The organism is Paenibacillus mobilis, assembly GCF_058267595.1.
The window spans coordinates 277,501-302,174 of sequence record NZ_JBZCMS010000005.1; the positions used below are offsets into that span (position 1 = coordinate 277,501).

A 24,674-nucleotide genomic window follows, 5' to 3' on the forward strand; every position below is an offset into this window, starting at 1 on the left:
ACATCCGTTTCCAATTTGCTTTCGTTAAGGCTTGGGCTACTCTTGAAGCTCCTTAGCGGAATCGTCGGCAAATTTATCTATTTTTACGGCAAAATCGGCCGGGGCAATTTTGAGAGCCATCAATTCGGTTATGGCATCCAGATAACCTTTGGCTGCGGAGCCCGAAAGCAAATCCATGGAGTTGGTTCCGCTGTACACTTTGGCGTTATTCAGAATGTCGGTCAGATTTTTTTGCAGCGTGGTTTCCTTGCCCGTATTGAATTCCTCATAGGATTGCGCCGGGAAGGTAATCCCGTTTTGCCAGATCGTTTTGGCCCAATGATCCTTTTGGAACAACCAGATCGCAAATTTTTTGGCTTCCTCCGAATTGGCCGACTTGGACGAAACGCTGAATCCGCCGCCGAACCATGCCATCTGATCGCTTGTAGGGCTTTTTCCGTCGTCGGATGCCGGGTAAGGAATCGCAATCAGATTGTCACGCACCTCTTGCGGGAAATTTTCGTCCGTTGCCAAACCCATTTCCCATTCTCCCATCAGATACATGGCCGCTTTCCCTTGTCCGAACAAGTTCCGGGCTGCGCCATAATCGAGATTGAGGAATCCGTCCCCAAACAAACCCGCCTTCACCATATCCTGAATTTTCTGTGAAGCGGCTACAACCTCCGGCGTATTAAAGGAACCCGTCCGGTCGATCGCCTTGTGGTAAAGATCAAAACCTCCGGCCTGACGGCCCACCACCGCATCAAACAGCAGTCCAAGCGGCCAAGCATCCCGTCCGTCCAGGGAAAGAGGCACGATCCCCGTTCCTTTTAGCTTCTCGGCAATTTTGAACAAATCAGATTCGGTTTTAGGCGGCTCCAGCCCATAATCGGCCAGCAGCTTCTTGTTCACATATAAAGCGAGGAAGTCCGTGTTTTTAGGAATACCGTAAATTTTTCCGTCCAACGTAAATCCGTCAAACGCCGCATCCACAAAACCCTGGTCTTTGAAATCATCTTTGGTAAACGCCACTAGCGCATTATTTTTGACCATCGGCTGCAGATAACGTTTGCCGGCCCAAGTCGCCATCACCTCCGGCAGCTTGTTCGAGGCGTTGTAAATCTTCAGTTTGTCCTGATATTGAGGGTCCGGCGAAAGCGTCTCAACGGTTATTTTCACGTTCGGATTCTCTTTCATATATTCATCAATCAGGCTTTGCTCCGCCATTCCCTGCGCCGTATTACGATCCGGATGATTGCTGAAAAATTTGAACTCCACTTTTTTGGAAGTGCTTTCCGTTTTCCCGTTTGAAGCAGTGCCCGCGCTGCCCCCGGAATTGGAACCTCCACAAGCCGTGGTTATCAAAGCGCTTACTAACAATACAGAAACCAAAGCCAACACTCTTTTCAAAAGAAACCCTCCTGTCAAATAAATGAGTTGCAATCACTCTTGCATTCCCAGTATAAAATCGGTCTGCTCTCCGCAAAACCAGTCATTCTTCGCTAAAGCTGTACATTTATTAGAAATGCAACGCACCGGAAACGAAAAAATAAAACGCCCCCCTTCGGAACCATGAAGGAGGACGTTTCCTAAACTCAAACTGCGCGCAGTTTCTACTCTGCATCCAAATAAGTAATATTAAAAGCCTGATTGGTGATAAACAGCACCGTCGCTCCGCCCTCTGCAACCGCTCCGTGCTCGGCGATTATGCCTTTGGGAAACCAGACAAAACTTCCCGGCCCAAAGGATCCCTGGCTGGTGTACATAGTCCCCTCAAGCACATACATGCCATGAGACATGCCTTCGTGGATATGCCAGGGTGTAATAAACCCTTCCGGATAAAAACAATAGTTGACCAGCATCCCGGTATCGGGATCATTCAGCAGCTTTTTTTCGATCATTTTCTTGCCGGTACGATCGTTGGTCAGCTCGTCCCAGTTCATCTGACTGATGTCCTTTACGGCTATCTTGATTTCATTTTGCAGGTCCTTCATAGGTTCTGCCTCCCGCTAAGATTATTTAGGGCGTTTCGTCTCTTAGTATAAAGGCAGCTAAAAACGTCTCTAACCTCCCATTCTTCTTTTAATCTGTACATTTATTAGAACGCCTTTGCTTTTTATACTGGGAAGGCAGCAAGCCGGTCCATTTCTTGAAAAAGCGGACAAAATGCGCCTCGTCATAATACCCGACTTTACGGGCGACGGCGTAGACCTTCTCGTCTTCATCCCTGAGCAATTCCTTGGCTTTTTCAATCCGGTATTGATGAAGATAATCCAGAAAATTGATGCCCATTTCCTGCCGAAATAGGGCGGACAAATGCGAGGGCGAAATAAACACCTCTTCGGCGATAGCTTTTAAGGTAAGGTTTTTATCGTATCGTTCTTCTATGAATACAAGAACATGCTGGATGGTCTTATGGATAGGTTTTCTGGAGTTCATGAACTCCACAAATTTTTGGATCATCAGCGTTATGATCGTGGAAAGCTCTTCAAAGGTTTCCTGACGGGGAATCAAATCGGCATAGGAAACCAGCAGGTCAACGATTTCCTGTGATTTTTCAGGCGGGCAGCCATTAAGCCCTTGCGATTCCCTGATCAGCGCATCAATCAAGGAATAGCTTTGGAGCCTCACAAATGAGCTGGACATTTGCAGGTTGCGAAAACGGTTCAGCCATTCCTCCACTTCCGCAACAAAATCCGCGTAGTTGCTTTTGGCAATATGGGCTCGAATATTCTGCTCAAAGCTGGCCATGTTTTCTTGAAATCTGGCAGCAAACGCGGTAACCGGCTCCGGCTCTTTTGCCGTTTCGCCCGGGCCTGCAAACAGGCCGTTTCCTCCGTAAAAAAAACGCTGGGACAGCAGCTCCAAAGCCTGCTCGTAGGAAGCGTGCAGCTTATTCAGCTCCACGGCCGGCCCTACTCCTATGCTGACGCTTGCTTTGAGAAACAAAGACAAATTCTCCTGCACCTGCTGCAGGCAAGCCAACAAAACTCCGTGCTCTGGCTGCTGTGCCGGCACATTGGCGATCAGCACAAACTGCTCTTCCAACGTCAGCAGCTCCCGGGAGCCGCCAAATAAATCACCGATACTTTCATCGATAATATTGGAAGCGGCATAGAACAGCAGAAGATGGTCCAGCTCCCCCTGAAAAGGGACCGACTTCATCTCCTTGGCGTCAAAGCTGAACACGATCACCATGACGTCTTGATTTTCAAGTTTGATGCCGAATTCCTTAATTTCATCAAGCTGATCGGCCGGGTTTGGAGGGGACAGCAGCAGCCATTTCTTTATTTTATCCTCTTTAAGCGTTTTCACATTTTCCCACCATTTTTGTTCCAACCGGCTTAACCTCGAAACCCTGCTTTTCCTCTGGAAGCTTTCTTCTCTTGCCCGGCGGATGACATCCCAAAGCTGTTCGGGGCTGCAGGGCTTTAGAATATACTCAAAAGTTCCCAGCGAAACGGCACGACGCGCATACTCGAATTCATCATAGCCCGTAAGCAATACCGGAACGATGTCTGCGTGAAGTTTCACCGCTTCTTGGACCAGCTCCAGACCGGACATTTTCGGCATTTTGATATCAGTCAATAAAATATCCGGCGGATGGTCAGCTATGATCTCCAGCGCCTTTTGGCCATTCGAAACCGCCCCGATAATCTCGATCCCCTCTTTGTTCCAGTTGATCAACGTGAGAATACCCTCGCGAAATACTTGCTCGTCTTCTACAATCAGCAGTTTGATCATTATGCCCGCCCCTCGTTTGGATCTATTTGAATGCTAATGCTCATGGTTGTTCCGAAATCTTTTTTACTGCTAATTTTCATAGAAACAGCGGTGTCGCCAAAGTATTTGCCTAACCTGTCCCTGACGTTCAGCAAGGCAAAGCCTTCTGCGGCTTCGATCGGCTGCTTTCTTTTTGAACCCAGTGTTTCATTCAGCTTGTCCAGGATCTGCTTGTCCATCCCCGCTCCATTATCCGTGACCTCCAGGGAAATTACAGAATCCCCCCGTCTGACTTTTACATAGACATAACCGCTGCCTTCCATAAGTTCAATCCCGTGGACGATCGCATTCTCTACAAGCGGTTGCAAAATGAGCTTGGGAACCCTGCTCATCAGCAGCTGCTCATCTGCCTCGATCAAGTAATTAAGTTTATCGGCGAAACGAATTTTGCTCAGATACAGATAACTCTCGACAATGTCGAGCTCCTGCTTCAGCGTAATAACATCGGCGCCTTTGCTCAGGCTGAACCGGAAAAACTCGGACAACCTCTGAATCATTTCTCCGGACTGCACGGAGCCTTCCTGATAAGAAACCCAGGCAATCGAATTGAGCGTATTATATAAAAAGTGAGGGTTGATCTGCGATTGCAGCAGCCTTAACTCGGATTCCTTTTTCGATAAATCAGCTTCATAAACATCTTGAATCAGCTCTCTGATTCTGACAATCATAGTGTTGTAGCCTTTACCCAACTGTCCGATTTCATCCTGCAGGCTGATCTGAACCTTTTGGTTAAAATGGCCCGTCTGGAATTCGCGCATGGATTTTAGGATGGACTTAAGCGGATTTAAAAACAGCCTCGAAATCATCCAGCTCAGCGGCACATTAACAAGCAAGATAAGCAGCACAAACCCTGCCGTAAGCCAGCGAATACTGCTCAGCTGCTGCAGTTCCTCCGAACGGGGTTTGATCACCAGCACATGCCAGCCCGTCAAAGCCGATGATGAGTGCGAAATAAGCCAGTGCTTCCCATGATTATTCCAATCCACTTTTCCAATAGAAGCATGGTCGTAAAAAGGCAGGTCTGTGAACCTGCGCCCGCTCCATTTACCCTCACTGTCCGATAAAATCGTCCCGGTTTCGTTTACTACAATAATTTCCTCGTTGCGGCTGCCAGCGCTATAAGAATTCCGGAAATCCCGCTCGGTTAGTCCAGTAACGATCAGGCCTTCTTTGTTCATGTTCTCCGGGTTGATAAATACCTTGCTGTAAAAAACCTTCCGCTGCTGGTCTCCGATAAACAGCTTCAGCTTTCCATCCTCTACTCCCCATGCGCCTTTGGCCGGATCGGAAACAGTGGCTTTATAAATCTCGCTTTGTTTATAATCCTCATAGCTGATAATCTCATTGTTATTAAGGCTGTTGAATTTAATCGTGGGATGATGATCCGAGAAGATCAGCAGGGACTGAAAAAATTGTCTCGTGCTTAACAGCCTGTTGATTGTAGAATTCACGATGCTGCCGGATAAAAAGCTGGGCTCGCGGGAAGAAAGCAGATCATGCAGTTCGTAAGACAAGGACAGATAATTGTAGATGTCATAGATATCGTTCGCCAAATAATCCAGATGCAGAATCGTCTGATCAGATATGCTGTTTTGGGATTGCATGATTTTATCCAACAGCTGGTTGGAAGCCGTTTTGTACGTAATGTAGCCGACACTGGCTGCAGTAAGTACCAGCAGAGGCATAAACCACAGTTGGAACTTCATGCGGACCGGGACTTTCCAATACCACTGCTTAAATCTCCAAAGCATGCTCTCCACTCGCAATCTTCCGTTATAAAGATTCCCGCGAACGCCGGGACCTTAACGATTTGTGTAATATGTTAAAAGAAAACGCTCTCAAATGTCACCTATGATCTTCCGTATTCCTGTATATTTTTATGGAAAATCGCTTAACCAAACCTGCTCTACTTCTTTCAACTATAACCCTCCTAGTCCGCGGCGCAACCCTCCATTTGGCGTTCCGCCATGCCCAGCCGCTTGCTTGGACTTATGGGAAGTACCTGCTTGACGCAAAAAAGCCGCCCCGGTCATTTTTATGCCTGGAGCAGCCCTTTAACGGACTAAATAACTTTTTGAATACTAGGAAAAATCAACTTTACGCATGGCACCTAATACAAGATGATATCCATCAGGGTCTTGAATATAGGCGTTTTTAAATTCCCAATCTCCATGTGTACCGGTGAACGGCTCAACTGAAATAATACCGCCTTTTCCCCGAACTTCTTCTACATATAAATCGAGGTCATCCCAAGAAATACGGATAAAGGAATCCCAGCCATGATCGGGGCCTTCCCACTCTGTCGGGTAATCAGGCCGCTTCTTTGAAGCCTTATTGGGATTAACATCACTAACAAACTCGGCTTGCTGCAAAATAATGAACAGCTCGTCTCTTTCCGCGTGTCCCCAAGCGTCGACAGCGCAGCCAAGCACATCTCGATAATAGTCCTGTGACTTTTTCAAATCCGACACCAGCCTTACTTGAACCGAACGTCCCAATTTGGCTTGCGGTGTTACCTTCCCCTCTGATTCAAAGGTACTCATTTACATTCCTCCCTCTAAAATTAAGGCTATTATGACTGCTCATTATGTATTCCACTGTAGAACATTTCTTCGGTGCCTTGAAATTGGTCTCTCTATAAAAAGAAAGGAGTAATGTGAAAAATGATGCCTTGGATGGAAATATCGAAGAGGCCAAACCTTTAAACTAAGTTCTCTTATGAGTGGATTCAACAGGGAATCAGGAAGTTCCTTCAAAAGCCTATGAATAACTTCACTAACTGCTTAGTTTTCTGATTCTAACTTTCCCCTTAATTCCTAACATCCTTTTCGTAATTTTCAATCCATGAACCGCAGGGCCAAACTTATTTCTTATCAGAATATGACTGAATGAGAATTTTAATCTGCGAACCAGTGTAGGGCGCGATTAATAATCAATCCATTTTCGTGTAATCTCGCTAGACTTTCAATCCACGCACTCCCATGGAGTGCGACGTTTTAGTTGATTCGGTTGATTTCCTAACACCAAAATTCAATCCACGCTCTCCCATGGAGTGCGACCGACAACGCGGCAGCGGTGGAAGGGCATAAATTACTAAATTTCAATCCACGCTCTCACATGGAGAGCGACGTACGTGCTGATCCGCGGCACTCAATGGCAAGGCATTTCAATCCACGCTCTCACATGGAGAGCAACCCCATACGGTCGCCAATTTCGCGCATGATGTAGTTGATATTTCAATCCACGCTCTCACATGGAGAGCAACCCGGATCTATCTCATCAAGAAACAGCTCGTAAGCATTTCAATCCACGCTCTCACATGGAGAGCAACTCATTTTCTTAATCTTCTTAGCGGCTTGTTCAGATTTCAATCCACGCTCTCACATGGAGAGCAACTTGAATTCATCCAGCGCCCCTTCATTCCAAGCATATTTCAATCCACGCTCTCACATGGAGAGCAACCGCGAGCTGCGCCATCTTTGCGTTATATTGCGTAATATTTCAATCCACGCTCTCACATGGAGAGCAACGGCCGACAATCCTGATATTGAGCTAATTCCAATTCCTGATTTCAATCCACGCTCTCACATGGAGAGCAACGCGCGCTTATCACGTACCGGGCAAGCTCCGTCCCATTATTTCAATCCACGCTCTCACATGGAGAGCAACGAGATACGCTCGCCTATGACGCCTTTGGCAATACGATTTCAATCCACGCTCTCACATGGAGAGCAACCGGCAACCTGGGATATGTTCAAGTACGCGACATGCAATTTCAATCCACGCTCTCACATGGAGAGCAACAATTACTGTCCTCATTTTCACTGCCTGTGCTATTTATTTCAATCCACGCTCTCACATGGAGAGCAACCTTGGCCCAATCGTCTTTAACAGCTGGCAATGAGCGATTTCAATCCACGCTCTCACATGGAGAGCAACCGCTGACCTTAACGGACTGACAATCTTTCGTGTAATTTCAATCCACGCTCTCACATGGAGAGCAACTTAAAAAGTTCTATGGTCAGCCTTGCATCTTGCCGATTTCAATCCACGCTCTCACATGGAGAGCAACAATGGTCTAGGGCTGAGTCCTTCAGGCGTCAGCTTATTTCAATCCACGCTCTCACATGGAGAGCAACATACATTTAAGGTTGTTGCTGTTACTGTTTTGGGTATTTCAATCCACGCTCTCACATGGAGAGCAACACGAAACCTATGCAGAGGTTAAGCGGGAGATCGCCGAATTTCAATCCACGCTCTCACATGGAGAGCAACGACTTCTCGGTATCTTTCCGGAATTATCATGTCAATTTCAATCCACGCTCTCACATGGAGAGCAACAGTAATTATGGTCTTCGTGGATCCAGACTCTTTACATTTCAATCCACGCTCTCACATGGAGAGCAACTGGTCGTGGATAGCGGAAATGGCTTTTATGCGTGATTTCAATCCACGCTCTCACATGGAGAGCAACCAATTCCGTTCCAAAGCCACTCTTCCCACGTATCTATTTCAATCCACGCTCTCACATGGAGAGCAACAGCGGGCCTTGTGAAGCCTTGAGCCACAAGGCTTCACACACCCAAAAGTGCGAACCCATTTGGGAGCACGAATTTTCATGATTTATTTCAACCAAAATCTTAACAAACCCTTTCATGACGCGTGGTGCGAACCTCTCAAGGATTTTATGTGCACTTGGGGTTCGCACCGCTAGAAGATAAGCGGATCCTCTAAATCTATCGACGGCTTGGCCCCAATATGCTCTACTTTGGTTTTGTAGTTATTGCCTAACCGATAGAAGCGCAAGCTATCTTTTTCTTCATCAATTAACTGGGTTAACTCCAATTTGAGAGCAGTGAACTGGGCTGCATCCACAATACACTCAAACACGGAATTCTGTACCCGCTGCCCGTAATTCTGACACGCCTTGGAGACTTTACGCAGTCTTGCAGCACCTCCCGCCCCTGACGTTTGAACATCATACGTAATGAGTACAAGCATTAGGGCTCACCTACTTCCATAAGAATGGCGGATACTCATCTAAATCACCGCGCAAGAAACGGGCCAATAATAAGGATTGAACGTAAGGAACCAGCCCCCAAGAGATTTTTTCACCCAGATAGGGATGTGTAATACTTTCTTGTTTCTTGGTTTGCCATGCTTTCAGAAACGTTTTGCGCGCATCATCCGTCATCAGCACAGCCCCGTTTTCTTTTGTAACAAAATCACTGGCTGTCACTTCTTTTCGGTTGATCAGCGAGAGCACAAATCGGTCTGCGTAAATCCCACGCAGCTCTTCCATTAGATCCAAAGCCAGTGAAGCGCGGCCAGGACGGTCTTGGTGCATAAAACCGACATAAGCATCGAGCCCTACTGTTTCCAAAGCCGCAGCTGTATCTTTAGCTAAAAGTGTGTAAGCGAAAGACAACATGGCATTTACGTTATCCTTTGGTGGCCTTCTGGATCTTCCATGAAAGAAGAAGTCTTCTTTCTGCTGCAAAATCATCTGATCAAACACACGGTTGTAGTATACCGCCGCTTGACCTTCCCAGCCTCGCAAACTTTCCATACTGACACTGTTACGGACTTCACGCAAAATATCCGAAAGCTGGCCCGACACGATTTTAAATTGTTCCACATCAATTCTCAGCGGATAATCTCGCGTCATACGCTCCAGTACCCATTTGTGGTTATAGACTTTGCCTGTAATAAAGTTTCGTGCGATCTTCGTTGCTTCCTCTTCATTATCCGAAATCCGGTACTGCGTTTTTCTCAGAACGACATTTCCACGGCTTTCACCGATCACTCTTGCCAAGAATCGCCCGCTTTGTGTCAAAAAGGTGATCGCGATATTCCGGTCAGCGCAATATCCCATTAACGCAGGACTAGCCCCTGTGTATCCAAAGCTGACGATTGCCTCCAAGTTATGAAGAGGCAGCCGGCCAAGCTTCTCATCACCTTTAAGCAATAACACATTGTCACCATCAAGTGCCAAGTAGGTGTCAGGCTGAGTGACATACAACGTATTAAGCAACTTCCTCATTCGCCCAGCCTCCCCTCTATGTAACTTTGGACGGAGCGTTTATGCATCAAATTAGGCACACAGATGTGCTGCAAGGAGCAGTTTTTGCAAAATGGCCCTGTCTTTACCTTCGGTGTATGACGTTTATCGTAATAATGATGCATTTCAGCGGCCATTTGTTTTACTTGGTCCCGCAGCATGTCACTAATCGGAACTTCGATGCGATGCTTGATCTCGTTGTAGAATATGTAACCTGTGTCCACACGGCACAGCATCATCTCTTCCAGACACATCGCTTGGGCTGCTAGCTGAATGACATCTTCGTCGCCTTTTTTCGGTTTCCCCCGCTTATACTCAACCGGGTGGACCTTATAAGTACCTTCCACTCCCGCCAATTCTACTCCATCGGGGTCCTGGATAAATTCAACCACATCACAGATTCCGCTGAGCTGCAGTTCCTGAGACTGAATCGGCATTGCGCGAACGATCAATTTGTCTCTACGCTTTTCCTTGATAAACGGCTGATCCGCTTTATGATGCAGATGCTGACCTTCGATCGTTCTAACATTTTCTTCCCACTGCTGTTCGATATGAATCAGGGCCCACTGACGTTTACAAAATTGGAAATGCTGGAGCCCTGACAACATCAAATAACGATCCTCATCATTAACGGCCATTAATAACCTCGACATTCAAGCCATCGAGTTCCTCAAGTTCAATTGTATAATCGTCAAAGCTTTTGGGGTCCATAGTTTCCGAACGGACCGTTAAGGAACGATGCACTTTGGCCGACGAATATTGCCCCAGCTTGGAAGAATGATTCCACCAGTACACTTTGTGGACTTCCATACTCCCGTCCGGACGGGCAGAGGAACTGTCATTCTCAAAAAGCGTGATCAGCGCCTGCTTCATTTTCTCTGCATCTTCTTCTGTAAAGCCGGTCTTCTCCGCAAGTTGAGTGTTAATGCTGCCTTTGAACACATACACGCCAAAATCCACGCGATGCTTCATGCCCATCGTATCGGAGCTGCGCTTGTCTCCCGTTACAGAGTTAACGCTTTTGGTAATCTGGGTGCTGACAATATCGATTGGATCAATGCTTGTTGCGGTATGAATGGACACAGGACCGCGGACGCCTACAGACAGCTCGGAACCTTTAAAAGCAAATACTTGTCCAAAACTACGCACATCGATCCATTCCTGACAAGCGAGTTTGGCAAATTCATCAGCGGATGCATTTTTGCCCTTCAGCATCTTCGCCAGCTCCGGATGGGCATCCGCACGTTCGCGCAAACTTTTGAATTCATCCGCTTTTCTATCATCGGATTGCACAAACACCTTCTCTCCCATGTCCAGCAGGCGGTTGCGAATTTTGCGTTTGATGGCGACATCGGAGATTTCTCCATGGCCGTCATAGTTTTGACGAGGGCGATTACCGTTCAGGGGATCTCCGTTCGGATTGGCTTTTGTTACAGATAAAACAACAGCAAAATCGATTTTATGATCAAGAGTGCTCATTCGTTTGTATCCTCCTCTTTTTTCTTATAAAGTTCACGACGCTGACTGTAGAATCCCAGCAAATATTGCTCTGTTAAAGGAGCATTATTAAAGTCGCCTTCCTTAAATTGATCCGCGATTTCATCAATCATTTTGGATAAATAGGTAACTTTCGTTCCCAGTTTGGCTTGATAAGGCTGCAGACTGGCTTGAATTGTTTTCCAGGTTCGACTAGGATTCTGGGAAAAAGAGTTCATATAACGAATCGCGTTAGTAGACCTCGTCTCGTCTTTGCCAAGCGCCCCTCGCTCCAGCACATCCGCCACAGCCAGCAAACGGCCAAACAGATAGCTCCGATCCTTGGATTCGGTATTTAGCGGCACATTCCATTCCTCCTTTTGTTCCAATAGCTTTTTTCGGATCAAAGCGCATGCAATACTCAGCGTCTTCTCCCATTCCCATCGCTCCATCGAAACGGGGTTGGAAGCCCGATGGAAGGCACTTCTTACAATGTCTCGGGGAAACGCGCGTTTATCAACAATGCAAGGAATAATCCGTTCCATCAACCCTTTGACGACCTTTTCGCTCGCCCTTGGGCCGTAAGCTGCAAAAGCAATATCCTTGGTTGCTGGCGCTCCATAAAATGAAATAAACTTCTCTTCGTCCCTGCGGTACCGATGCTCCCAAGCACAAGACTTATGCCACTCTTCCAAACGGTTTAAATACAGTTCTTTATTCAGATGGCGATAATAAAGCACCGCCATCCGGCCCGTCGTTGCCGAGTCCAGAACGAGAATATTCACTTCTGCCTGGTATGTAAGATCATTCCGGTAGCCATCAATTGCTCTTGTTACCTGGTCGGCATAAGGCTTGTCCGTATCCGGTTCTCGTTCGACTTCACGGCCTGAATGCCGCATCATCTCTACAATATCATCATCGGTATTCGGAACAGGACCATTATCGTTACCCCACACCAGAAAGACGCGTTCATCAATCGTTTTCCCTTGGCGGTGAATCAGCCATTTCAAGGCATTGTGTGCTTTCTGCGATACCTCATAACTGATCGATACCGCTTCCTTACTTGTTTTGAAGCGTCCGCGAAAGGTGAAACCAGAATTGTCATTCGCAGAAATTAACTTTGCTTTGTCTGCCGCATGACGAATTTTGTTTGCATGCCGTTCCGTACTCGGACGTGTTTCTCCGGTAACGAAACAAACATCCTGTTCCCCCAGCTTCTGATTGTAAAAGGCAATAAACGAGTCAAACATGGTCTTGTCTTTCCAAACTTCCTCCGGTGAATCAGGAGTGATCACATTAAATCTGATAAAAGCACTGGATGTATCTGCGGCCCCGCTTAAGAAAATAGGTGGCTTTTCCCCAAGCTTTGCCTTGTATTTATCATCCCATTTCTCTATCAATCGACCGTTCTCGTCCAGCTTGATGATTTCTTCGGTAACCAAGTCCTCGATTAACCGGCCCTTGCGCAAATACGTATAAATACATTTCAATTTCTCTGTGGCGTATGGCGAATTAGCCCATTCCTCCAAATTGCGGATGTACTTATCAAAAGGCACCTCATCCGGATTTTTAATCTGACCTCCATACTTCACGAAGTCGCCAGCGACATAACTGAGCTTGTCGTGTAATGGGTACGGAGCAACTTTGGAGCCCGATCGACTCGCTGATTCCTCTGTGCAGGGAATTAAAGTGCTCTCTTTATCCAGCACCTTTGCCTCAAGAAAGTCACCATCTTCATCGATTGTGACCTCTATATGTGCATTCTGGGTTGTATGTGACACGGGGAGGAGTGTGTATTCACGGTCGCCCCGTTTTTTCACCGTTTTCCCAACTTGATTCAAATTAGCTTCATAAGTTTTATACAGGTGGAGCAGCCAACTCATCTTATTCACCTCCTAAATCACGGAGCAGTTGTTCCGCTGACTCGATGTTTTCCGAATTGAACGATTTTGGCTCCATCTCTCTAATAGAACGGACAACCGTACACTCCTCCGGCTTTTGAAACCGGATATACCCTTGGTTCATCTCAACAGTCCATAGCCTTACTGAAAGCTCATTCGCTCCTGTTTCATCGGGATAATTGAACCCATGGACCATCGTTCCTAAATACTGCGTTCTTTCTTCCTTATCATAAAAGCCTTCTCCGCTGCCAAATTCACAAGGCTGTACATACCCCTGGCATTCTCTAGTACCCAGGAAAATATCTCTGCGTCCACCCGCTTTCAACGAACGTTGAAGGATGCTGTGATGCTTCCCTTCATTACGGTCAAAGACGAGGTCAGGCCGGTGTTCGTTAAAGACAAAGTGGGCCTTTACTTGATAACGGACATCCTTAAGGTACGTATAATTAGCCAGCGTGTTCCCTCCCCCGTAATCAATCGGCCGCACTCCTTTCGATTCCATCTGAATCGGATTCATCACACGAAGTTCGTCGATGATATACATGATGGTGGGCTTCCAGTAGATGGACTCTAGTATGCCTTTAATTGCCTGGTAGGTAGGCACACTGTAAGATAGCTTCTCACCTCCAATCCTGGTTAGAGGATCGGTGAATAAAGCGTAGTCGCCTAAAACTTCGAACTGGACTTCATTTTTCATGGTTTGGATCACCTCCTTTACAGTGAAAGCAGCCTGAAAAAGGTTCTATTCCTCTCAGGCTGCAGCACTTATCATCTAGCTGGTTCTTTTTTTAATTACTTCAACAATTTGCTTTAAAATTTCAGCATAAACCAATTCGACTTTCTCGTTCACCATGGACTTTGGCTTGTTGTGAAGCACATTTCTCACCTCCGTAATTCCGTTCTCTAGAGGAGGCTTACTGACTTACTTCTTATTAAACGTTCGTCTTTTTGCCCCCTTGTTTTATATATTCAGCAGCATTAATGATGTGCTTGTCTTTTTTTAGTTCTAACAATGATTCATAAGCATACTGTAGAGTAGTGTCTTTCGCATATTGCGCGGATTGAAAAAATAACAAGTATGTCAGAAGCCTGACTAGGAATGGACTTACCAACCCATAAAGTCCATTCCCCCCTCCCCCTTCAAATCCACACCGTACTTATCGCTGTACCAGTTCTCTTTCAACTCATAAATCATGCCGTCCAAGTGCATTACAATGGCGTTATCCCGTCTTAATTGCTCCAGCTCTTGCGAATACAGGTTCACCGTATATTGCTGGGCTTGTTTCAAAAACTTGCTTACATCTTCAAGCCAAGCTCCGCTATTCAATTGAGCAATGAGTTCTCTCCCTCGTCCATAAGGTACGAGAACGGACGTCGTGTTTTGATCAATGACCTTAAAGTGCTCTGCTGCCGTTTTGTAGCTGCCATTTAAAATTAAAGGAAATCTTGTCCCATTTTTCTTTTGGTAGTGGGTCACATAATCATTTTCCAGAGAAAGAGACATCAAAAGTTTGGTCATTTCTTTATCTATTTCCTTAACGTAATAGTTTAAGTTGGCCTCCATTCTATTGTAGTAATAGCGGAAATATTCACTCATCGCCTTCGGTAAAAGCAGGTTGCCTTCATATTGATCAGCTTTCTTCTTAAACCTGGCTAGTACGTGGCTAGATACATCCTTCCCGACCTTTATCTCCTCGAGCCTCGATATAGCTTCCTCCGCATGATTAATAATGTATACGTTCTGCGATACGTCTTCTGCGTGCCGATTGCATCGCCCGGCTGCCTGGGCAACCGAGTCCAGTCCGGCTAACGAGCGAATAACACATTTAAAGCTGACATCGACACCGGCTTCTATCAATTGGGTGGTTACGCAGATAAAGGGAGTTTGTTGACCCAGCATATTTCGGATCTCTTCGAGCTTCTGCTTTCGATGTGCGGCACACATGGATGTACTTAGATGATAGACAGGCAGAGGTCCATCCTTCAGCCTTTTATATAAATCTTTAACAACGCTTTTTGTATTTAGAATGACAAGAGTGCTCCCCCATCCATGAACCTCTGCATGAATCCAGTCAGCCAATGTCTCATTCGTCATTGGAACTTTCGTATGGTCAATAAGCTCTACCCGTTTAAAAGCCTTCGCAACTTCAGAAAGGTTCGGCACAATCTCTCCATCCCGATCCTTCAAAAGGCTATGCTTTACTCCTTCCAGTGTAGGTTGAGTAGCCGTGCAGAGAAGAATACTGCAATGGGCCTCTTGTTTCAAGAAATTCAACGCCTCGTTAAACAGAGAAATACAGTGAATAGGAACCTTTTGCACTTCGTCAAAGACAATCACCGAATGACTCAGATTATGCATACGACGGGTGTTGCGGTTTCCTTTGGCATAAAAAACATTGAGGAATTGGACAAGGGTAGTAAAAATAATCGGGCTGTCCCAATTGTCGCGAGCAAGCTTAAGTTTCTCCTTGTTCGTGATAAGCCCGTCATCTGCTTCGTCACCATCTTCCAATCCATTCGATTCGTTCTCAATAATATTGGAATGGTGCTCTAAAATATGTTCGTTACCCTTTAAAATCTTTCTGACCTCGTCCGCATTTTGCTCGATGATTGTGGTATAAGGGACGACATAAATGATCCGCTGCTTTTTGTACTTGCAGGCATGTCTGAGCGCATATCGAAGACTGGCAAGAGTCTTGCCTCCCCCCGTGGGGATGGATAACGTATAAATGCCGGATGGGCGTTCGGCAGCGAACACATCGCATTGTTCCGACATTTGGGCTCTTAACACATTGATTGGTTCGCTTGCATTACTTTTTTCTTTTAACGTGGAAAGATGATCCATTAAACGACGATAGTAGGTGTCAAACAATAGAAGATGCTCGGTGAGCTCTCCCGCTTCAATTTGTTCTTCGAAACATCGTGTGTCGGTGCGATCCGCATCAATTAAGCAGCTGAAGATATATTTGGTCACAAAAAAACTTTGTTCAGAGGTGCGATTAGTAAATTGCTCCAGTTCATCTATAGCAACATGGATATAATGGATAAGTTCTTCCTTAGACATCGTGTCCTCAAAAAAACGTTCAACAGCCAATTCGTATTCAGGAAGATTCGTATCTTGTACTCGTCTTAAATAATCGGATTTGATCTCAGGTGAGAGGTAATCTTGGAGGTTGGAGTGATGAGAGATGATAGCGTTGCCGACGATTTCGGCCAAAAGCTTTTCACAGAAGGTACTTTCCTTATGATGGAGCAGCGAAAACAGTAATCTGCCTCCAGCAGTAGAATGATCAACATCACCGCGCTTCGGCTGTGGCCATTCAGGGTGAAAGGCAACGATGTCTATATATCGCTGGAACTCATCGCTATATTTCCCCAAATCATGCAGTACCCCGGCTAACCCTGCGACATGTTTCAGACCCAGCTTTTCTCCGAATTGTTCCGCCAACCGTTGTACGCCAAGCAAGTGCGTGTTTATCGATTGAATTTCTTTATCTCGTTCTCGTACATGGGCAATATACACAAGCACATCTCCTCGCGAAATGTCATATACAATTAGTTACATTTTACCATGTAATTCGCCAGATTCCACCAATAAATAGGTAAAAAGATAGATTTATTCCTCTGATTCCGCTATATCATCATTATTTTTCTACAAAACAGGAACACAAACACCCCTACTGATTGTTACTGATTGTCGTCCTATGAAAATTACTCACTAAGAAAAACTTATTCTGTGGAAACAGTTACCGTGGTGGTCTGAAGCGGGTTCACATGGGCTAACGTTCGCTGTTGAAGCTGTGTTCTTGGGGTGAGTTGAATGCAGGTAGGCACTCCTAACCATGCACACTATTATAGAAGCTTAAATCTGTTATGATGTAAAAAAAGCAACCTTACAGGTTGCAAGATAGCAATAAGCAGCCCGAAGAAACACGTATTCATCTATAAAGCGCCCGGATTATTCGAGCAATACTTAAGCTACGGCACCGTGATTATCCTAATCCACGATTAACTCCGAGTGCGACAATACCTACACCCGTCGCTTTCTTGACTACCGTAGCATTTCAATCCACACACTCACACGGAGTGCGACTTCCGGCCGAAGAGAGGGAAAGCTTTGCCCAAGAATTTCAATCCACGCACTCACACGGAGTGCGACGGTGAAATGCTTCATCCGAAAGCGCTACAGCTGATCATTTCAATCCACGCACTCACACGGAGTGCGACCTTGTGGGCACCGGTAAACTGCAGCGTCTTTTCATTTCAATCCACGCACTCACACGGAGTGCGACACGGAAAACATTGAATCGTATGTGGCGGATGTCCATATTTCAATCCACGCACTCACACGGAGTGCGACGATTGGTGAGCAATAAAATTCATTACCTAAAAAATATTTCAATCCACGCACTCACACGGAGTGCGACTATGATGCTCGGCATTCTTTCCATGCTTTGCTGTTATAATTTCAATCCACGCACTCACACGGAGTGCGACAGGAGGAAGTATGCAGCATTTATCCGTCGATATTATTTCAATCCACGCACTCACACGGAGTGCGACCGGGAATATACCCAAAAAACGTAAGGATTATATTCAATTTCAATCCACGCACTCACACGGAGTGCGACAAGTTTCCCTCTTCGCCGTATATCGCGATCGAGCGATTTCAATCCACGCACTCACACGGAGTGCGACCTTTATTGGCATCCATGTCAGCCTGCACGCCGTCATTTCAATCCACGCACTCACACGGAGTGCGACTGTCGGGCGTCCAGCCCTCCTGTACAGCCCTCCGAAGATTTCAATCCACGCACTCACACGGAGTGCGACGATCGTAGCCGCCGTATTGGCCTACGTAGGTTTAGCAGATTTCAATCCACGCACTCACACGGAGTGCGACGCTCAGGGCCGTACCGAGGCGCTGGAAGACCAACTGCGATTTCAATCCACGCACTCACACGGAGTGCGACTTGACGTGCTGCTTTGCTGCTCTCGATTACTTTCCAAATTTCAATCCACGCACTCACACGGAGTGCGACTTATTTCCACCATAGTTTTTACGTGTGCTATCCAGATTTCAATCCACGCACTCACACGGAGTGCGACACAATCGTTTTTCACCGGTATCCATACCTTTTTGACATTTCAATCCACGCACTCACACGGAGTGCGACGATCAAGCGCTGAGCCGTTACGGACTTCTCAGCATCATTTCAATCCACGCACTCACACGGAGTGCGACTTTCGTCGGTTAAATTACGAAACAATACCGGGGAATTTCAATCCACGCACTCACACGGAGTGCGACCATTGATGCCAACTCCCCTCAAACGATAAATTTGGATTTCAATCCACGCACTCACACGGAGTGCGACCTGTATACCAACGTTTACGGGAGGTAGACGCGATATTTCAATCCACGCACTCACACGGAGTGCGACTCAAGGCCCTGCAAGGCAGATAATAAAATTTGAATTTCAATCCACGCACTCACACGGAGTGCGACGATTCCAATCCACAGTAACAAACTTGCAAGACCAGCTTATTTCAATCCACGCACTCACACGGAGTGCGACTGTATCGGGACGCGAACTGCAAATGCTGAACTTTATATTTCAATCCACGCACTCACACGGAGTGCGACCAAACAAACTTTACATCCTCCATTAACGCACGGTTTATTTCAATCCACGCACTCACACGGAGTGCGACTGATTAATCTACTAGTGTAAACGTAAGTGAGTGAATTTCAATCCACGCACTCACACGGAGTGCGACGTTCTTATCAATCATGCAATTAAATTCTTTGGTTTATTTCAATCCACGCACTCACACGGAGTGCGACGCAGCCCTTCGGTCTTAGTATGCAGGAACAGATTGTGATTTCAATCCACGCACTCACACGGAGTGCGACGTCAGACAGCGACATTATTAAAAGTATGATCATATTTCAATCCACGCACTCACACGGAGTGCGACACCCCCAGAATTTGGTGCTGTAGAATTCACATTTATATTTCAATCCACGCACTCACACGGAGTGCGACATGTGCTGTGCAGTCTCCGGGTATCGATCGGAGGGATTTCAATCCACGCACTCACACGGAGTGCGACCCGAGTGTGGCCAGACCTATAAACTAAACTGCGACATTTCAATCCACGCACTCACACGGAGTGCGACGAGCATCATTAACGGAGACGTTCAGGCTGCTAAGATTTCAATCCACGCACTCACACGGAGTGCGACTACGGCCGTTGAAAACTGGTGTAAACGCAAGTTTAAATTTCAATCCACGCACTCACACGGAGTGCGACCTCTATGTATTAAATGCACAGAGATACCTCAGTGATTTCAATCCACGCACTCACACGGAGTGCGACACTCTTCTTATGCCGGTGGCGATTATCGTGATTTAATTTCAATCCACGCACTCACACGGAGTGCGACACCATTCCACATCAACCGGAAGTTAGCTACCTCTTTGATTTCAATCCACGCACTCACACGGAGTGCGACACGGCATCATTCGTTTGGCCAAGCAGTAGTTGTTTAATTTCAATCCACGCACTCACACGGAGTGCGACACTTGCGGCTGCAACGTCTCCATTGATGATGCTCTATTTCAATCCACGCACTCACACGGAGTGCGACACCCGGAACTGGTCGTATTTGTGATTTACCTTGATCACATTTCAATCCACGCACTCACACGGAGTGCGACACCAGAGTCTTAATAATGACTTTATTGTAATATTCAATTTCAATCCACGCACTCACACGGAGTGCGACACCACTATCCATGAAATTATTCCCGGTGACTTGGAAATTTCAATCCACGCACTCACACGGAGTGCGACACGCCGCATCGGTTTACCCATGTGCTTACCTTCGTCCACATTTCAATCCACGCACTCACACGGAGTGCGACACCATAACACGCACTGATTTAATCGACTTGGGACATACATTTCAATCCACGCACTCACACGGAGTGCGACACGACCACCTGCAGCATCTGCGAATCAGCAAGGTATTGGATTTCAATCCACGCACTCACACGGAGTGCGACACGGAAAACTGTGAATTTGTTTGCCCACAATGTGGCATTTCAATCCACGCACTCACACGGAGTGCGACACCAAATGTATTTGCGTCCTTTACAGCGTCTTTGATATTTCAATCCACGCACTCACACGGAGTGCGACACCGCAGGACTGTTCAAAACAAAAATAGAAATACCTATTTCAATCCACGCACTCACACGGAGTGCGACACCGGGATGCCTTTGGCTATGAAGTCAATGAATCGGTATTTCAATCCACGCACTCACACGGAGTGCGACTCCCAAATATCGTCGTCTTTGTCGAGTTCACAAATATTTCAATCCACGCACTCACACGGAGTGCGACACGCGATTATTACAGCAAGGAGCAACCCAGCGCCGAATTTCAATCCACGCACTCACACGGAGTGCGACACAATACAGGTAATAGATCGGGAAACGGTCAAAGCCGATTTCAATCCACGCACTCACACGGAGTGCGACACGCGAATTGGGCCCGCGTAACCTGTTCGTTCGGATGATTTCAATCCACGCACTCACACGGAGTGCGACACTTTATCACAGCTGGATATTGGAACTCTTTAAGTTCAATTTCAATCCACGCACTCACACGGAGTGCGACACAGCACACCTTATACCCCCTTGTTGCACAAGGCTTCATAAGATCAAAAGTGCGAACCTCCCTTTCAGCATACTTGAATCGCCCCCTATTTTCTACCATAACGGCTGAACCCCTTGCGGGACGCGAGGTGCGAACCTCCTAGGGATTTCATGTGCGCTTGGGGTTCGCACCAGTAAAGTAAATGAACAAGAGCCTTTTATCTTCCAGAGGTTGATAAAAGGCTCTTCGAGTAGCGCTGTAAATGTACAACTAGGTAAGTAGAGTAAATCTGCCCATTCATAAACCTCAAACGACGAATCAAATATTCTATTAGCTTCTTTGTAACTGTCGTTTATCCATTCCATTTCATTTGTTTCTCCTCTCGATTTTTTGAACCGAATGGTTTTACGCTCTCATGGATTTCCGCTGAAGTTCTGGCATTCACGAACCCTCACGACCTTATATGACCGATGGGAACGGCCGCGATGCGGTTAGCCGGTGAAGTCATGTACCTTTTTCGACTCATCTGCAAGCCTTCCATAAACTACTCGATCTAAGTATCTACCATGAAGATATTCAAAGCTGCGAATTGTTCCTTCTTCTTTAAACCCTAACCTTTCTGGAATTGCTCTGCTTCGAATATTCTCGGTTGCAACGCATATTTCTACTTTATTTAATTTTAGTTCTTCAAAAGCATGCTTAATAAATAATGAACAAGCTCTAGTTACTAATCCCAAACCCTCATAATCTTTGGATAACCAGTATCCGACTTCCGTCTTTTTACTTTGCCAATTTAGATACCAAAACCCTATACATCCGGCAATATTGCCCTTATGCCAAATTCCCGCCCAGAACCCGTTATTTGATGCGAATCTATTTAGTGATCTTTCGATAAAATCCTTAGTATCCTCTACTTCTCGCGTAAAATCCGGAAACTCAAGCCATTCTCTGATTGTTTCCCGACTCTTGATCAATATATGACTTAAACATAGTTTCCTCCCTAAAAGTCTTGAATAATTGCGCATGCTTCCGCCTAACTTCCCCGATTCACTACGTGGATCTCGCCCATTTGTCGAAAGAACATAACACGAAGCCAAGCCATACTAGACAAATTGGATGCAACAAAGCGGCCCTGATCTTCTGAGACCTCCAGATTAAAAATGGCACGCCTGTTTTCTAATGTAATTTTTCTTAATAAATTCTCTAAGATAAGTTCTCCTCGGGATATCCTATTCCTTCCAAACCCTTTTCAATTATGTAAAAGTTCGTTCTATATAATCTTTAACTTGCTTACGTTTTCTCAGTTCAAAACCACCCTCCCAACGCTAATCACGGAAATTAAGGATACAGCGGCAAGAAGGACAAAAGCTCATGAATAAACCTCAGGAACTAGTAACAAGATAATTAGTAATGAAACCTGTCAGCACTGTCAAAAAATAAAAAAACAGAGATCCATTTGTCCGGACTTGAACTGCCCTACTGCCGTTGGCCGAGTCTGGGGAATAGAGGGCCATTCAGATGGATTTCTGCTTTTTTAAGTTAGATTTCACTCGGAATAAGACATTTTTTGTCGGGTCTGCTTTTTAACGTGTGTTTGTCTGGAGGCCTTCAAAAGCTAACGTGACGATTTGACGGACATATTCCTCATTCAGCTCGCCGCCGGTCATGATTAATCTGTAGAAAATGGGTCCATAAATCAGATCGATGCAGAGATCCAAATTCAAGTCCGGTTTCAGTTCACCGCGCTCTATGCCCCGGGCGATAATCTGTTTGGCATCCGCGCGCCGCGGAGCAAAATAACGGGTTTGATAAGCTTCAGCCAGCCCGGCGTCGGATTGACCTTCCCCGATGATTTCGGACAAGACCTTTCCTTCGATGCTGGTCAAAAACTGAACAACAAAGGAGGCATGCTTCAGCACATCTTCAAAAACTGATCCCGTATCAGGAAGCGGCAGCCTTTCCGTCACCCCTGAAAAAAATCCGTCCATCACAACCGCGGCTTTATTTGGCCACCATTTGTAGATTGTGGCTTTGCTCACCCCTGCGCGTTCCGCTACTTTCTCAATCGTCACCGCAGCAAATCCAACCTCCAGCAGCAGTTCATAGGAGGCGCGCAAAATCGATTTCTGGGTTTCCATACTGCGCGGCCGGCCTCTCTTGGCTGTCAAAACGGTTTCCCCCTTTTCTTTAATAAGCGGAATTTTTGTCCCACCTTTGTCCCACCTTTGTCCCACAAAAAAACTATTTACAATACGCTGCGTTCAGTATATCATGAAACCACGAATTAATAAACTGTACGTTCATTATTTAGTGAACATTTTTGCGCTTATCGTACAGTCACAAATTTATAAGGAGGAATGCTCGAATGAATGCTTTAAATACGCACAAAAATATCCCAGGCTGGCTGACTTTTTTATTGGCCGTCTCTTGCGGCATTATCGTAGCCAATCTTTATTATGCCCAGACTTTGGTTGGGCCGATCAGTGAAGCAACAGGGCTTTCCTCTTCGGCAGCGGGGCTGATCGTTACGGTGACGCAAATCGGCTATGTGTTGGGACTTTTGTTTATTGTCCCCCTCAGCGATATTTTAGAGAACCGTATTCTTTCTGTCGTTTCCCTGGCCGTGGTTGTCCTGGCGCTGATCGCCACAACTTTCAGCCGGCACGCCGGATTATTCCTTGCCGCCTCGCTTATTATCGGTTTAGGTTCGGTGGTGGCGCAAATTCTTGTTCCGTATGCCACTTATATGTCTTCGGAGGAACAAAGAGGCCGGGTCGTCGGCAACGTGATGAGCGGCCTCCTGCTCGGCATCATGTTTGCCCGTCCGGTCGCCAGCTTTGTAGCCAGCTTGTGGGGCTGGCAGGCAATATTCGCGATATCGGCCGTTTTGGTCGCTCTGCTCGCCATTCTGCTGGCGTTGATCCTTCCGAAACGGCTCACTGCGCCTTCCTTGAATTACGGGCAGCTGATCGCCTCCCTGGGAGGAATCTTCAAAAACACGCCGATTTTGCGCCGCCGCGCTTTATATCAGGCCAGCCTGTTTGGCGCTTTCAGTCTCTTCTGGACAGCCGTGCCGCTGCATCTGGCCGATGATTTTGGCATTTCCCAGCAGGGAATCGCCTGGTTTGCCCTGGCCGGCGTAGGGGGCGCGGTTGCCGCGCCGATCTGCGGCCGCCTGGCAGACAAAGGCTGGACGCGCATGCTGACCGGCAGCGCGTTAATTGTGGCCGCTCTATCCTTTTTGCTTGCCCTTCTGATCGAAGGCCACTCCTTTATCGCTCTGCTGCTGCTGGTCATCGCCGCCATTGCGCTGGATATGGCTGTCTCCGGCAACCTTGTGCTCGGACAACGCGCCATTTTCTCGATCGGCAGTGAAGCACGAGGCCGTTTGAACGGCTTGTTCATGTCGATCTTTTTCATCGGCGGAGCGATCGGCTCTTCGCTTGGCGGATGGGCTTATGCCCACAGCGGCTGGAAATTCGCCGCAGCCATCGGCCTAATCCTGCCGGTTCTGGCCTTCCTGTACTACTTGACGGAAAGAAAACCGGTGGGCAGCAGGGTGGGGGAGAGCTGACTACAGCGGAAATAGAATTTAGGAGCATAAGGAAGGAGGAGCCTGAAGGTTCCTCCTGTTTTTTCGCTTAGATGATTGAACAGGAAATAAAGGATCAGCCTAGAACGACAACCCGTTTGGAACATAGCTGGCTAACGATTGTCTTAGCACTTAATCGGTCCAAAAACGGAGGTTTCTAATTCTAAACGGCGTCGCTCACAACCCAGAGATCCTTCGCTGCTTATTACACACT

General features: G+C 46.6%; 15 protein-coding genes and 2 CRISPR repeat arrays. Of the genes, 1 reads left to right on the top strand and 14 read right to left on the bottom strand.

Annotated features, from left to right (window positions below):
- Window positions 1-36: 36 nt before the first annotated feature.
- The 14 genes from AC3ZPD_RS12105 to AC3ZPD_RS12170 all read right to left on the bottom strand — a co-directional run bounded on the left by AC3ZPD_RS12105 (window position 37) and on the right by AC3ZPD_RS12170 (window position 23,036).
- The gene (locus AC3ZPD_RS12105) at window positions 37-1,380 is read right to left on the bottom strand and encodes an ABC transporter substrate-binding protein (RefSeq protein WP_490984615.1); all 1,344 of its coding nucleotides are present in this window, start codon (window positions 1,378-1,380) and stop codon (window positions 37-39) included.
- 212 nt (window positions 1,381-1,592) lie between these two features.
- Window positions 1,593-1,973 carry a cupin domain-containing protein gene (locus tag AC3ZPD_RS12110; protein WP_490984549.1) on the bottom strand — a complete coding sequence of 127 codons (381 nt, stop codon included), beginning with the start codon at window positions 1,971-1,973 and terminating at the stop codon, window positions 1,593-1,595.
- 88 nt (window positions 1,974-2,061) lie between these two features.
- A complete protein-coding gene (locus AC3ZPD_RS12115; RefSeq protein ID WP_490984550.1) occupies window positions 2,062-3,723 on the bottom strand; it encodes a response regulator transcription factor in 1,662 nt (553 codons plus the stop codon).
- Window positions 3,723-5,513: a sensor histidine kinase gene (locus AC3ZPD_RS12120; RefSeq protein WP_490984616.1), complete on the bottom strand. Its 1,791-nt coding sequence runs from the start codon at window positions 5,511-5,513 to the stop codon at window positions 3,723-3,725. The genes AC3ZPD_RS12115 and AC3ZPD_RS12120 overlap by 1 nt, the downstream gene beginning before the upstream one ends.
- Window positions 5,514-5,843: 330 nt before the next feature.
- Window positions 5,844-6,305: a VOC family protein gene (locus AC3ZPD_RS12125; protein ID WP_490984551.1), complete on the bottom strand. Its 462-nt coding sequence runs from the start codon at window positions 6,303-6,305 to the stop codon at window positions 5,844-5,846.
- A 418-nt stretch (window positions 6,306-6,723) separates the two neighbouring features.
- Window positions 6,724-8,303: direct repeats of the CRISPR family, unit length 32 nt; unit sequence ATTTCAATCCACGCTCTCACATGGAGAGCAAC.
- 169 nt (window positions 8,304-8,472) lie between these two features.
- A complete protein-coding gene (gene cas2, locus AC3ZPD_RS12130) occupies window positions 8,473-8,763 on the bottom strand; it encodes a CRISPR-associated endonuclease Cas2 (RefSeq protein WP_490984552.1) in 291 nt (96 codons plus the stop codon).
- A gap of 10 nt (window positions 8,764-8,773) precedes the next feature.
- Window positions 8,774-9,805 carry a type I-C CRISPR-associated endonuclease Cas1c gene (gene cas1c / locus AC3ZPD_RS12135; RefSeq protein ID WP_490984553.1) on the bottom strand — a complete coding sequence of 344 codons (1,032 nt, stop codon included), beginning with the start codon at window positions 9,803-9,805 and terminating at the stop codon, window positions 8,774-8,776.
- Window positions 9,802-10,461, bottom strand: coding sequence for a CRISPR-associated protein Cas4 (cas4, locus tag AC3ZPD_RS12140; RefSeq protein ID WP_490984554.1), 660 nt, complete (start codon window positions 10,459-10,461; stop codon window positions 9,802-9,804). The genes cas1c and cas4 overlap by 4 nt, the downstream gene beginning before the upstream one ends.
- Window positions 10,451-11,302 carry a type I-C CRISPR-associated protein Cas7/Csd2 gene (cas7c, locus tag AC3ZPD_RS12145; RefSeq protein ID WP_490984555.1) on the bottom strand — a complete coding sequence of 284 codons (852 nt, stop codon included), beginning with the start codon at window positions 11,300-11,302 and terminating at the stop codon, window positions 10,451-10,453. Before cas7c ends, cas4 begins: the two co-directional genes overlap by 11 nt.
- Entirely contained in the window at window positions 11,299-13,182 is a 1,884-nt protein-coding gene (gene cas8c, locus AC3ZPD_RS12150; protein ID WP_490984556.1) for a type I-C CRISPR-associated protein Cas8c/Csd1, read from the bottom strand. The genes cas7c and cas8c overlap by 4 nt, the downstream gene beginning before the upstream one ends.
- A 1-nt stretch (window position 13,183) precedes the next feature.
- Window positions 13,184-13,897: a type I-C CRISPR-associated protein Cas5c gene (gene cas5c, locus AC3ZPD_RS12155; RefSeq protein ID WP_490984557.1), complete on the bottom strand. Its 714-nt coding sequence runs from the start codon at window positions 13,895-13,897 to the stop codon at window positions 13,184-13,186.
- A gap of 408 nt (window positions 13,898-14,305) precedes the next feature.
- Entirely contained in the window at window positions 14,306-16,723 is a 2,418-nt protein-coding gene (gene cas3 / locus AC3ZPD_RS12160) for a CRISPR-associated helicase Cas3' (protein ID WP_490984558.1), read from the bottom strand.
- Between the two features lie 538 nt (window positions 16,724-17,261).
- A CRISPR array of direct repeats spans window positions 17,262-20,889; the repeat unit is 32 nt; unit sequence ATTTCAATCCACGCACTCACACGGAGTGCGAC.
- Between the two features lie 470 nt (window positions 20,890-21,359).
- Window positions 21,360-21,893, bottom strand: a complete 534-nt coding sequence (locus AC3ZPD_RS12165; protein WP_490984559.1) for a GNAT family N-acetyltransferase — start codon at window positions 21,891-21,893, stop codon at window positions 21,360-21,362.
- Window positions 21,894-22,451: 558 nt separating this feature from the next.
- On the bottom strand, window positions 22,452-23,036 hold the full coding sequence (locus AC3ZPD_RS12170; protein WP_490984560.1) for a TetR/AcrR family transcriptional regulator: 585 nt from the start codon (window positions 23,034-23,036) through the stop codon (window positions 22,452-22,454).
- A gap of 197 nt (window positions 23,037-23,233) precedes the next feature.
- Between AC3ZPD_RS12170 and AC3ZPD_RS12175 the strand changes: the two genes are divergently transcribed.
- Window positions 23,234-24,442, top strand: a complete 1,209-nt coding sequence (locus tag AC3ZPD_RS12175) for an MFS transporter (protein ID WP_490984561.1) — start codon at window positions 23,234-23,236, stop codon at window positions 24,440-24,442.
- Window positions 24,443-24,674 lie beyond the last annotated feature (232 nt).

Excerpts from the sequence above, each read along its gene's own strand:
- AC3ZPD_RS12110 (WP_490984549.1), bottom strand. The coding sequence starts at position 1,973 with ATGAAGGACCTGCAAAATGAAATCAAGATAGCCGTAAAGGACATCAGT.
- AC3ZPD_RS12115 (WP_490984550.1), bottom strand. The coding sequence starts at position 3,723 with ATGATCAAACTGCTGATTGTAGAAGACGAGCAAGTATTTCGCGAGGGT.
- AC3ZPD_RS12120 (WP_490984616.1), bottom strand. The coding sequence starts at position 5,513 with ATGCTTTGGAGATTTAAGCAGTGGTATTGGAAAGTCCCGGTCCGCATG.
- AC3ZPD_RS12125 (WP_490984551.1), bottom strand. The coding sequence starts at position 6,305 with ATGAGTACCTTTGAATCAGAGGGGAAGGTAACACCGCAAGCCAAATTG.
- cas2 (WP_490984552.1), bottom strand. The coding sequence starts at position 8,763 with ATGCTTGTACTCATTACGTATGATGTTCAAACGTCAGGGGCGGGAGGT.
- cas1c (WP_490984553.1), bottom strand. The coding sequence starts at position 9,805 with ATGAGGAAGTTGCTTAATACGTTGTATGTCACTCAGCCTGACACCTAC.
- cas4 (WP_490984554.1), bottom strand. The coding sequence starts at position 10,461 with ATGGCCGTTAATGATGAGGATCGTTATTTGATGTTGTCAGGGCTCCAG.
- cas7c (WP_490984555.1), bottom strand. The coding sequence starts at position 11,302 with ATGAGCACTCTTGATCATAAAATCGATTTTGCTGTTGTTTTATCTGTA.
- cas8c (WP_490984556.1), bottom strand. The coding sequence starts at position 13,182 with ATGAGTTGGCTGCTCCACCTGTATAAAACTTATGAAGCTAATTTGAAT.
- cas5c (WP_490984557.1), bottom strand. The coding sequence starts at position 13,897 with ATGAAAAATGAAGTCCAGTTCGAAGTTTTAGGCGACTACGCTTTATTC.
- AC3ZPD_RS12165 (WP_490984559.1), bottom strand. The coding sequence starts at position 21,893 with ATGCGCAATTATTCAAGACTTTTAGGGAGGAAACTATGTTTAAGTCAT.
- AC3ZPD_RS12175 (WP_490984561.1), top strand. The coding sequence starts at position 23,234 with ATGAATGCTTTAAATACGCACAAAAATATCCCAGGCTGGCTGACTTTT.